The sequence below is a fragment of the Bacillus sp. URHA0034 genome (genome assembly GCF_056280405.1).
The window spans coordinates 3723369-3735576 of sequence record NZ_JBWCDK010000002.1; the positions used below are offsets into that span (position 1 = coordinate 3723369).

General features: G+C 41.5%; 10 protein-coding genes and 1 pseudogene. All 11 read left to right on the forward strand.

The genetic code is table 11. From position 1 onward, the window contains the following. Window positions 1-163 precede the first annotated feature (163 nt). The 11 genes and pseudogenes from ACZ9EE_RS19895 (at window position 164) to ACZ9EE_RS19945 (ending at window position 12201) form a co-directional block, all read left to right on the forward strand. The gene (locus tag ACZ9EE_RS19895; RefSeq protein WP_476029821.1) at window positions 164-2380 is read left to right on the forward strand and encodes a glycerophosphodiester phosphodiesterase family protein; all 2217 of its coding nucleotides are present in this window, start codon (window positions 164-166) and stop codon (window positions 2378-2380) included. A gap of 270 nt (window positions 2381-2650) precedes the next feature. Beyond that, entirely contained in the window at window positions 2651-3244 is a 594-nt protein-coding gene (locus ACZ9EE_RS19900; protein ID WP_476029823.1) for an NADPH-dependent FMN reductase, read from the forward strand. 157 nt (window positions 3245-3401) lie between these two features. Further along, the gene (locus tag ACZ9EE_RS19905; RefSeq protein WP_476029825.1) at window positions 3402-3974 is read left to right on the forward strand and encodes a putative ABC transporter permease; all 573 of its coding nucleotides are present in this window, start codon (window positions 3402-3404) and stop codon (window positions 3972-3974) included. A gap of 192 nt (window positions 3975-4166) precedes the next feature. Beyond that, the gene (locus tag ACZ9EE_RS19910) at window positions 4167-4940 is read left to right on the forward strand and encodes a cytochrome c oxidase assembly protein (protein WP_476029827.1); all 774 of its coding nucleotides are present in this window, start codon (window positions 4167-4169) and stop codon (window positions 4938-4940) included. 203 nt (window positions 4941-5143) lie between these two features. Beyond that, window positions 5144-5851 (forward strand): response regulator transcription factor, encoded by a 708-nt coding sequence (locus ACZ9EE_RS19915; protein WP_476029829.1) that lies wholly within the window; start codon window positions 5144-5146, stop codon window positions 5849-5851. Between the two features lie 4 nt (window positions 5852-5855). Beyond that, a complete protein-coding gene (locus ACZ9EE_RS19920; protein ID WP_476029831.1) occupies window positions 5856-7217 on the forward strand; it encodes a sensor histidine kinase in 1362 nt (453 codons plus the stop codon). A gap of 13 nt (window positions 7218-7230) precedes the next feature. Next, on the forward strand, window positions 7231-7938 hold the full coding sequence (locus ACZ9EE_RS19925; protein WP_476029833.1) for a polysaccharide deacetylase family protein: 708 nt from the start codon (window positions 7231-7233) through the stop codon (window positions 7936-7938). Then, entirely contained in the window at window positions 7935-8525 is a 591-nt protein-coding gene (locus ACZ9EE_RS19930) for a DedA family protein (protein WP_476029835.1), read from the forward strand. Before ACZ9EE_RS19925 ends, ACZ9EE_RS19930 begins: the two co-directional genes overlap by 4 nt. A 137-nt stretch (window positions 8526-8662) precedes the next feature. After that, entirely contained in the window at window positions 8663-9844 is a 1182-nt protein-coding gene (locus tag ACZ9EE_RS19935) for an MGDG synthase family glycosyltransferase (RefSeq protein WP_476029837.1), read from the forward strand. Window positions 9845-9866: 22 nt separating this feature from the next. Then, entirely contained in the window at window positions 9867-10469 is a 603-nt protein-coding gene (locus ACZ9EE_RS19940; protein ID WP_476029839.1) for an undecaprenyl-diphosphatase, read from the forward strand. Between the two features lie 27 nt (window positions 10470-10496). Next, window positions 10497-12201 (forward strand): annotated as a pseudogene (locus tag ACZ9EE_RS19945) (DUF6044 family protein). Window positions 12202-12208 lie beyond the last annotated feature (7 nt).

Genomic DNA, 12208 nt, shown 5'->3' on the forward strand with positions numbered 1-12208 from the left:
GATAAAAGGATTGATCGCAGCTGGATTTCATTTACTAGATCAACCTTTACTGGTAATGAATTCATATTTTACACAAGATTTATATTCTAGTAATAGCGACTTTACATTCCTCCTATATCCTTAAAAATGTGAGATACATAATTTTATAGGAGTTGAATTTGGAATGAAGAAGAGTTTAATGGCTGGTTTAGCTTGTCTGTCTCTTTCGGTAACTGCCGCCGCGCCTTTGTCCGTTTTAGCCCATCCGATTCAAAGCACACCTACTGATAATGGACAATCGACACTACGTCCGCTTACTTCTGATGTCGCGGTAATTGCCCATCGCGGTGCCTCTGCCTATGGCCCGGAACACACACTGGCAGCCTATAAGCAGGCCATGACGATGAAGGCGGATTATGTGGAATTTGATTTACAAATGACGAAGGATGGACAATTGATTGCCATGCACGATGAAACACTGGCGCGAACAACCAATGCAAAAGAGCTTTATCCAGACCGTGCCCCTTGGAGAGTAAAAGATTTTACGCTTGAAGAAATAAGCCGTCTGGATGCGGGGTCGTGGTTTAACAAAGCCTATCCGGATAAGGCTAAAACGGAGTACATCGGACAGCATGTCCCAACGCTTCAGGAAGCAATCGAATTTGTTAAACAGCATGGGAATGGAAAAGTTGGTCTATACATGGAAACAAAAGCACCGAACGTTTACCCCGGAATGGAAGAGAAAGTTATTGAAATCCTGAAAAAAACCAATGTCCTAGATACCGAAAAGCTATTTCTTGAATCATTTAGTGAGGAGAGCCTTCGTAAGTTGAAAACTCTCGCACCTGATGTAAAGCTGATCCAGCTTTATAATGGCAGCATGTTGGCAGGCAAGGATGTATACCAAGAAATGAAGCGAATCTCTGATTATGCCGCAGGTGTTGGCCCAAGTAAAGAACTGGTGGTTCCGAAATTAATGGAAGCCGCTCATCAAAATAAGCTTCTCGTCCATCCATGGACTGTAAATACACAAGATGATATGGTCTCATTGCTCTCTCAAGGTGTAGATGGGGAGTTTACGAATAATCCTGACCAGTTGGACAATCTTTTGAAAAAGCCGTTTATTTCGCATGGAGTGGCAAGCGGGGATATCACCGATTCATCTGCGATTTTATGGGCACGTACCAATGGAGACGCAAAAGTTCAGTATGAAATTTCGGCTGACAGCGATTTTAAAAACGGCACGATAACCAAAACAGTGGATACCGACCATGAGCATGATTATACAGCAAAGGTAAACGTCAATGGCTTAAAGTCTGATACTACCTATTACTACCGGGCACATGCGGTTTCAAGCAAGTATACCGTGAACGGTTCATTCAAAACCGCACCGAAGGAAAACAGCTTAAAACCAATGACAATGGTTTGGGGCGGCGATACTGGCGGGCAGGGAGAAATTCCGCCTTATAAGGCTTATCAAGCAATGTCGGCTTTAAATCCAGACTTTTTCCTTTTCAGTGGGGACACGATTTATGCGGATAATAAAACACCGGCTGTACCGAACCCACCTTCTGAAACGGTACAGGATTTCTGGGCAAAATATAAAGAAAACCGTACCGATGCAGGATTACGCAGCCTGTTGCAAAAAACAGGCACCTTCGCGATTTGGGATGATCATGAAGTGACTAATGACTTCTCAGGACCATCTCAGGAGTTGACACCAACCGGATTACGGGCGTTTAAGGACTATTGGCCAATTTCAAGTGAACGCAGTCAAGCGGACAAACTTTATCACAAATATTCTTGGGGGAATACAATGGATATGATTATCCTTAACAACCGGGGATACCGATCACCTAACACCCAGGCCGATGGACCTGAGAAAACCATGCTTGGTGATGAACAGGTAAAATGGCTCGAAAAACAACTCCTCGAGTCAGATGCAAAAGTGAAACTTGTCGCAACTTCAGTGCCTATTTCCGTACCAACCGGAAAAGCAGGTGCCCGTGATGGCTGGGCAAATGGCAGCCAGGTGAACCCAAATGATACAACCGGTTATGAAAATGAGTTCAAAAAGATCTCTGATTTTATCATGGAAAAAGGAATTAAAAACGTCTTTTTTGTTACAACGGATGTCCATTTTGCTGAAATCATCAAATATGATGCCAATCAAGACGGGAAAGCGGACTATAACGAACTGATCAGTGGACCGATTGGAGCGGTAAAAATTAATCCGGGTACACTCGATCCGACCTTTGGTCCTGAAAGATTATATGCAGAAGGGAATTTCTTTAACTTCGGTGTGTTCAAGGTTGATCCGGCAGCGAAGCAAGCAACAGTGGAAATTCAAGATGAAAACGGGAAGCCTCATTTCACTCATACTTTCCAATTGGAAGAATAATGTAAAAGGGGGTAAGTCCCACGCTGCCTTCAAACAGTGTGGGACTTACTCATGTAAACGATTGAACAGTTAACCTCAAGCTATACAAAAGGATTAATTCATCTAAGCACAAGCTTCACTTTGTCTTATCAGCTTGAAACATTTTAGTTTTATCCTAATAAAAAAATGTTGACATCGTCTGGACTTTTATTATATGATTATCTCGAATTAAAAATAAATAACTTTGAGATACTCACATCTAAGATATCACATCAAAAAGGCGGTGCAAGCATGGGTTTTTTAAATCGATTATTTGGTCAAACACCAGAGGAGGAAAATAAAATGACAAAATTAAACATCGGGATTATTTTAGGAAGTACACGTCAAGGACGCGTTAGTCCACAAGTAGGCGAATGGGTAAAAGCGATTGCCGACAAACGCGGCGATGCGAACTACGAAATCGTTGATATCGCAGACTTTAACCTGCCATTCTTAGGTACTACAGATGGTACAGAGCCAGGGATTGGAGCATGGAATCAAAAACTAGATAGCCTAGATGGCTTCGTATTCGTCGTTCAAGAATACAACCACAGCATTACAGGTGCTTTGAAAAATGCTCTTGATTTTGCCCGTGAAGCTTGGAATGACAAAGCAGCTGGTATCGTAAGCTACGGATCAACAGGCGGCGCTCGTGCAGCTGAACATTTACGCGGCATCTTAGGTGAATTAAAAGTGGCCGATGTTCGTACACATCCAACTTTGTCATTATTCACAGATTTCGAAAACGGCAGTGTGTTCAAACCAGCTGAATTACACCTAACAAATGTAACAGCAATGCTTGACGAAGTAGTCAAGTGGAGCGGAGCATTAAAAACAATTAGATAATTAAGTTTCTCCCTATTGAAACTGATATAAAGGTGTCTGATACCTAAATGGTGTCAGGCACCTTTTGCACTATTTCAACAAAAATTACTGGAATAATTTCTATCTTAACGGGTAATCATAAAATGGGAAATTCTTATCCGTGAAAGGTGGTTTAGCCATGACAGATAATTGGTTAAAAGGCTTGGAACTTCAACTTGTAGAAGTTCTTACAATGGAAGGAGCCGCCGCCATGCTTTTTTATTTCACGCTCTATTCATTGATTGGCTGGCTGCTTGAAAATAGTTATAACTATGTTACCAAACGAGAGTTTTTTAAGGAGAATTTTTTATTTGGTCCCTTTAAACCGATGTATGGGATCTCCCCGGTACTACTGGTCTATTTCACTCCACCGGGTTCACATTGGGCTTACATACTGTTTTTATGTTTTCTAATCCCCACCCTGGTTGAGTATGCCAGTGGGGCACTGCTGCAGAAGCTATTTCTACGGCAATGGTGGGATTATTCCACTGCACGATTCCAGCTGCATGGACATATATGTTTGCCATTTTCCATCTGCTGGGGTCTTTTATCACTCCTTTGTTTAAAATGGATTCATCCAGCCATAGCCTCCTTGTATGGAGGGATTGAACCTGCTTGGGCGTGGATCTGGTCTGCCGTAGGACTCTACTTTCTCGCCGACCTTGCACTCGCGGTCCGCAAACACACCCTGCAGGAAATAGTTGGTGCCTGACACCAATTTCAATTTAAACACTCCTTTTATGCTGAAATGAAAGGAGTGTTTTCTTTTTGGTACTAGGGCTACCCGTTGTTTAGGGAATATTTCGATACAGAAATCATATAATTTATAGTTCCTAACAAGATGGAAAATAGCGGCCTTCTCCAAGTGTACTCAACAGGTTTGATTCAGAGGGGAGGAAGAGGTATGTTTGAACTTTTTTTGTTAGAAGATCCATTCGTGTGGAATTTCCCATTATTGGCAGGTCTTATTGGTATGTGTGCCATCTATATAGTTCTAGTACGTACGTATACAAAAATCAAAATTTACGATAAGCAGCCACTACTGTTTTTCCTTTCGTTGACCTTACTCTATCTTACAATTGGCAGCCCCTTATCGAGTATCATTCATTTATCATTCAGTTTGCACATGATCCAGATGAGTTTATTATTTTTTGTCATCCCGCCTCTGTTTTTATTAGGGCTTCCAGAAGCCTTTCTTCTGATAATAAAAAGACTAAAAATTCCCCCATTAGCTGCATTATTTACCTTTGCTATCCTGTTTTTCTTCTATCATCTTCAAATCGTTCTAACCTTTCTATCCTTACATTCATATCTCCATAATAGCTATCTGCTCCTGCTAATGCTCTTATCCCTTCTGATTTGGCGGCCGATTGTAACGGAACAGAATAAACGATTCGCCTTTTTAAGCGGTATCGTCCTGCTGCCAGCGTGCAGCCTGCTGATTCTGAGTGGCCTTTTTGGGAGCGGTACTAATCCGCTCCTAAGCGGAATGATGGCCAGTCTGTGCATAACACCCTCTGCCCTAAATTCGCTCAGTATTCTTCCGCCGCCATTCAACACAAGGGCTGATTTAATCGTGGCCGGAGTATTGATGATGGGCATTCATAAATTCGCGTTGCTGCTAACCATCCGTTTGAAAAATAAGGTGCTAGCGCGGGACGTTACAGGGAATGGCTGAAGGCTATTCCCTGTTTTTATGCAGATATGTTAATCAGTCAAAACACTCCAGTCCTGTCGGAGCAAAATGGGCCCTACAGCCCTTCCGCCTTTCCGTGAAAAATAGATTAAAATTTAATTAAATCAAGTAAAATAAAGAAAAATAGTGCTAAATTGTAAAGGATATAGTAGATAGAGTTTCTACCTTGATCAAAAGGGGGGCTTATGATGCAGGAACAGTTGCGAATTTTGGTTGTCGAGGATGAACGACAAATCGCAAAAATCTTAAAAATAGAGCTCGAATACGAAGGCTACGAGGTAGTAGTTGCTTATGACGGGAAGGCAGGCTTGCAGTCTGCACTTGCTGAAAAGCTGGATTTAATCCTATTAGATGTGATGCTTCCTGAGATGAATGGGATTGAGGTGTTAAGAAGGATCCGAAAAGAAAACAGCCTCATCCCGATTATTTTGTTAACGGCGAGAAACCTGACAATGGACAAGGTGACGGGTCTCGACCAAGGGGCCAATGATTATATAACCAAACCGTTTGAGATGGAGGAATTATTAGCGCGAGTGCGTTCCAGTCTGCGGCAAAATGCTATTGCAGTTAAGGCCTCACAGCCAGAGGAATCAATCTTGTCGTTTCAAGATTTAACAGTCAATCCTGAAACCCGTGAAGTCATCAGGGGAAATACCTCCATTTTCTTAACTCCGAAGGAATACGATTTGCTGGTTTATTTGTTAGGCAATAAAAATAAAATCGTCACCAGAGAAAATATTCTCTTTCATGTCTGGGGTTATGAATATGAGGGCGAAACAAATGTCATTGATGTGTTTATCCGACATTTAAGAAAGAAAATTGAAGAAGGGTTCACCGGACCAGCGATTATTCAAACAGTGAGGGGAATTGGCTATACCATAAAGGAGAATTAAGCAAATGAAGATTACAACCAAAATAAACATCATGACAACTGCTTGGATTCTCTGTGTTTTAGTGGCTGTGAATGCGGTTGTCTTTTTTTCATTTATGAAAATCACCATCAACATGGAAGATCAGGAGCTCTACCAAAGGGCAAATAGTCTGATTAAAGATATGAAACTGGACCATTCCGCTGTCCTGATAAAGGATCAATTAACACCGTATTTAACAGGCCATTCGTTTATTAGGATGGTTCAACCCGGTTCAAAAGTAATAAATGAAGTAACCAATGATAAACCGATGGCAGCCAAAATTAAGCCGAAATTCGTTAGAAAAAAAGAAACGGAAAGAAAAACCATTTTTCAAAAGAATGGTGAACAGCAGATACTGATTGTACGAATCCCCATCCGTTCAAATGGTGGAATGACGACGACACTGGAGCTGGGAGAAAAATTATCCGGTCTCGAACTGGCAAAGGATGTTTTACTCTCGATTCAAATCTCAAGTACCATTTTAGGAGCCCTATTGGCGTTGCTTGGCGGCCGCTGGTTATCCAATCTAATCATGAGGCCGATTTCTAATATGATTAACACAATGGAAGAGATCGAGCAGAGCGGGATTCCGAAGAAAATTGTGATCCAGCATGAAACAAAGGATGAACTGCAAAAAATGGCGGTAACCTTCAATCAGATGATTGGCAGGTTAGAAGAAAACCTCGATAAACAGCGGCAATTTATTTCCGATGCTTCTCATGAATTAAAAACGCCTCTTACCGTTATTAAGAGCTTCGCTGACCATTTATTGAGGCGGGGAATTCGGAATGAGGCTGATGCATTGGACGCCATAGAAACGATTCATTCTGAAGCCACAAGGATTCAAAAAATGACCGAAAGATTTCTCGATTTGGCTGATACTGAATCAGGGAATCATTTAGATGCCAAACCGCTTGATTTGGTGGCATTATGTCAAAGCATCATCAAACAGCTTAAAAGTGCATATAAACGGGACATAGACCTTCATTTCGCTGCTCCCGCCATAACGGTAAGCGCGGATGAATTAAAGCTTAAACAAGCAATCATTATTTTAATCGATAATGCCATTAAATATAGTACAGACAAAATTGAAGTTTACCTAATTGCAAACGAACTAAATACAGTAATTAAAGTAAAAGATTACGGAATTGGGATTCCTCAATATGAAATTAAAAATATCTTTGAACGTTTTTACCGAGTGGACAAGGCTAGAAGCCGCGAAACCGGGGGAACTGGCCTGGGACTGGCGATTGCAAAGAATATCATGAAACAGCATCGCGGAGAAATTAAAATTAGCAGTACGGAAGGTGAAGGTACAGAGGCTGAATTATTTTTACCGAAAAGCTGAGAAAGGACCATCCATGAAACTTTTAATGATTGGCATTGTCATCATGATCGTGTTCTGGCTTGGATATGCGATCGTCCCAACCATACTCATTCGCATAAATAGCTGGGGCATTTTAAAAAAGACTCAATCAGATGCTATTGCGATTACCTTCGATGATGGACCCAATCCACTCTACACCCCACAGTTGTTAGACCTATTAAAAAAGTATGGTGTGAAAGCAACATTCTTTGTGGTGGGCAGTAAAGTAAAACATTATCCGGAGATTATTAAACGGATGAGCGAGGAAGGACATACGATTGGAATTCATCATTTTCATCATGTCTCAAGCTGGATCTGCACACCGCTTCGTTTAAAAAAGCAGCTAGAATTAACGGAACAGGCAATAACGGAATGTACACAGGAAAAGGTTATTTTTTATCGGCCGCCATGGGGCCATTTCAATCTTTTTAGCTTGTTCGTAAGCAAATCTTATAAAAAAATTATGTGGTCGCATATTTTTGGAGATTGGAAGGTTGAGAAGGGCAAAAATGGCCTGCTTGAGGAGCTCCGGCAAGCTGCAGAACCAGGTTCGATCCTCTTGCTTCATGACTGTGGGGAAACGCTGGGGGCGGATCAAGAAGCACCAGGTTACATGATTCCGAATCTAGAAATTTATTTAAGGGAAGCCTGCGAGCAGGGGATAAAATTTATACCCTTAAAAGGAATAAGAGGCTATTTATGAATATAGAATCGATCCTGCATTATATTAATCTATATGGTTATGTGGTTATCTTTGTCTGTCTATTTTTTGGAATCGTAGGGATTCCTGCTCCGGAGGAAACCCTGCTGTTTTTGATAGGAGTACTGTGTGGAAAGCACAAACTCTCATTTGAATTTGGAATAGCGGCCTCCATTCTCGGAGTGTTCACCGGGATGCTATCATCCTATGCCTGTGGGAAATATCTTGGCTACCCCTTTATTAAAAGGTTTGGGAAGTATGTAGGAATTACCGATGAAAGATGGCAAAAAGCGGTTAGCTTTTATTCGAAAAATGTTCAGAAAACGATCTTATTTGGCTTTTATCTGCCGGGACTAAGGCAAATCAGTCCATACTTTGCCGGAATCACCAAAATTCCGTTTCAGAAATTTGGGCTGCTTTCCCTGTTGGGGACACTGGTCTGGACGATTCCGGTGATGTCGGCCGGATTTTTTGCCGGGAAGATCTTTTCTATTAATCCAGCCTACATTCCCTGTGCCGGTATCATTTCGTTTTTACTATTCATGAGCTTTGTTTGGATCCGTAAAAAACGGCGTGCTCGTCTAACCTAAGCTGATCAAAAAAACTCGATGCTTCGAGTTTTTTTAATTCTTCCTGAAGGGTTGATTAAAAATTAATTAAAAACCAAGTTTCCTCCAATATGAGTGGTACAGTAAATGGGACATATCAAAACAGGAGCTGGTTGATAATGAAAAAAATCTTGTTTTTACCACTCTTACAAATGCAATCAGGCCATCATCAGGCAGCTGAGGCATTAATGGATCTTCTAAAAAGCCATACCGACCATCTAATCTTAAAGAAAGTCGACTTATTAAGTTATACAAATAGATCATTAGAAAAAATGATTTCCAATGGCTATCTAAATTGGATCCGCTATGCACCTGAAACCTATAATCTGGCCTACAAGAGTTTTTTTTACGTGCCGGGCACGAAAAAGCAGTCCTTTAATTGGTATCAGCCCTTATTTTTAAAGAAAATGGAACAACTGCTGATGGAGGAAAAACCAGATCTGCTTGTTTGTACCCATGGGTTTCCTTCCCGCCTGCTTAGCATCTTAAAGAAAAAAGGTAAATGTGATATTCCCGTTATTAATGTATACACTGACTTTTTTGTTAATAGTGTTTGGGGAAAAGAGGGGATTGATGTCCATTTTGTTCCGAGTCAGCAGGTTAAAGAAACGCTGTTTGAGCGGTTTCACATTCCCAAGCACCGAATAAGGGTCACGGGTATTCCTATTCATGAGGAGATTACCAAGAGCACTAAGACCTGCCAACCGCCAAAGAAGCGTCCGAGACTATTAATTGCCGGGGGAAATAGCGGCCTAGGCGGAATTGGCAAGCTTCTAGAAGACTTGAAAAATTCGAGCGGGCTGGAATTTTTCGTTTTATGCGGCAAGAATAAGAAATTGTATGAGGAGATTCGTTCCTGGCAGCTTGAGCATATTACTCCATTGCCATACCTTTCCTCAAGATCTGCAATGAATCAGCTTTATGAAGAGGTTGATGCGATTATGACAAAGCCTGGCGGCGTGACAGTTAGTGAAGCATTGCACAAAAGATTGCCGATCTTTGTTCATTCGATGCTGCCTGGTCAGGAAAAAATCAACTTCCGTTTTTTAAGAGAACACAAGCTAGCCTTTGTCGTTGATCAGAACCAATCAATCGAACAGCAATTATTAATGGTGTTGAACAACAGGCAGCAAATGAAAGAATGGGAAAAAGCCCTTGATTCCTATCAACAAGGAATGGAGTTGACTAGCAAGGAACCACTCATCGAAGCGATTCTCGATGTAGTAAACCAACAACCAAAAGGCATGCTGGCGGGTTCAGCCCTGTCATCTGCTGTTCTGTACGCAAGCAGCGCACAATAACTAACTAGGGAGGATTACCAAGATGTCACATTTAGATTATAGTGTCTTTCAGATTATCAATCATCTAGCGGTAAGTGACCGCTTTTTAAACCCATTGATGATTTTATTAGCAGAGAAGGCACAGTATCTCTTCTTTGCCGCGATAATCTTTTATTGGTTTTATCCAAAAGCCAATAATCGAAAAATGGTCGTTGAAGCTATCCTGGCTGCCTGTGTGGCCCTTAGTATCAACGGCGGAATTGGTCACTTTTTTTACCGTGCCCGTCCATTTGTCGCCCATCATGTCAACTTTTTAATTTCACATGCGAAAAATGCCTCATTCCCAAGTGACCATGCGACCGCCGCATTTGTAATTGCAACAGTGATTTGGATCTGGATTAAGCGGGATGGCTGGATTTGGCTGATTTTAGCGGCCGGAATTGCTTTGTCCCGCGTTTGGACAGGTGTTCATTATCCGTTGGATGTTACGGCGGGAATGGTCATAGGGCTTAGCATTGCGTTTATTGTCCATTATCTATTTAGCCGATTTGAAAAACTGGACAATGTTAGGGAAGCGATCATTGGGGTATATGAGAGTGTGGAAGGGAAAATCCTCAAAAAATCAAATATGCTTAGAAAAAGATAGGCATCAGGAGGTAACGTTCTCTTAGCCATGAAAAAGCTTTGCAGAAAAATAAAGTCATTTTTGGATTCAGAAAACAAGTCGATTAAACTTGCCATCTGTCTCATCCTTATATATATATCGCCACTGTTTATCTTAGGCGAAAATGCGCATATAAGGGTCCATGACAACTTGGACTCGAATATCGCGTGGTACAAAGTTCTAAAAAATAGCGGTCAGTTATTCGGCGGAATTAATTCGGTCATACCACAAGTCATCAATGGTCTGCCTCGAAATACGTTCGGAACAGAATTCAGCGGAATTGAATGGCTCCATCATCTCTTTCCTTCCATGCTTGCCTATGCATTGAGTCAAACCATTACAAGGCTATTTGCTTTCCTTGGCATGTATGTATTGCTGAAGCGGCACTTTGTGAAAAGAGAGGAGGCCTACCCCATCCGTGTTTGGGTAGCACTTGCGTTTGCCATAACTCCCTTCTGGCCCTCAGGTATGTTAAGTACACTGGGAATGCCGCTTGCCCTGTGGGCGTTTATGAATATCAGAGAAGGACGCCATTCCTGGAAAGAATGGCTGACACTGATTTTGCTGCCTCTGTATTCCAGCTTTGTGTTAGGCTTCTTCTTCTTTTTATTTGCGATGGGACTCCTTTGGCTGAGAGACCTGCTCGTAAAGCGGAAACTGAACGGGGGTGTTCTTTAGCAGTATTGTTTTAATGACTGTTATTTACCTATTGATAGAGTACCGTCTTGTCTATTCATTAGTATTCCCGGAAGCGCCAACGAGCCGAAATGAGTTTGTCAGCTCGACACTGGGTTTTTGGCATACGATTCGACTTGCCTGTAAAAATTACTTCCTTGGTCATACCCATGTGTTAACCCTGCATACGCTCGTAATTGTGCCGATGTCCTTCCTAGTCATCGGTATGCTTTGGAAAAAGAAGGACCGAAACGAGACAGACAAACGATATCTGTATTTATTTGTTGTTAATATTCTCCTTTCTGTCTGGTATGCCTTTTGGTTCAATAAAGGGTGGGAGCCCCTTAAAGAGAGAATTTCCTTATTAAATACGTTTAATTTTGCCAGGTTCCATTTCCTAAGACCGTTAATCATTTATCTGATGTTTGCGGTTGGGGCCTTTATTCTGTGGCAAAAAGGCAAGCGGTGGAAGTGGTTTGTAAAAATCTGCCTGATTGTGCAGCTGCTTGTTTTATTCTGTGCCAACGATGAAATTGTCTATCGTGTCGCTGGAAAGCCATCCGTTAAACAATTTTATGCAACCGAGCAGTTTAAAGAAATTTCCGATTATATTGGGAAACCAAAGAGCAGCTACCGGGTCGCAAGTATCGGAATACACCCAGCGATTGCCCAGTATAATGGCTTTTACACCTTGGATACGTACAATAACTTTTATCCGTTAACATACAAACATGAGTTTAGAAAAATTATTGCCGGAGAGCTGGACAAAAGCCCAACATTAAAGAAATACTTTGATCAGTGGGGCGGCAGGTGTTATCTGTTTGTCGCGGAATTAGGGAAGCACTATGAATTTAAAAAAGATTCGAAAGTAAAAATTCATCATTTGCAGCTGAATACCAACGTTTTTAAACAAATGGGCGGAGAGTATATCTTTTCGGCAGTGCCGATTATGAATGCCAATGAAAATCATCTCGAACTTCAAAAGACCTTCATTCAAAAGGATTCAGCCTGGAAAATTTACCTTTACCGCGTAAAGTAAGGAGGGG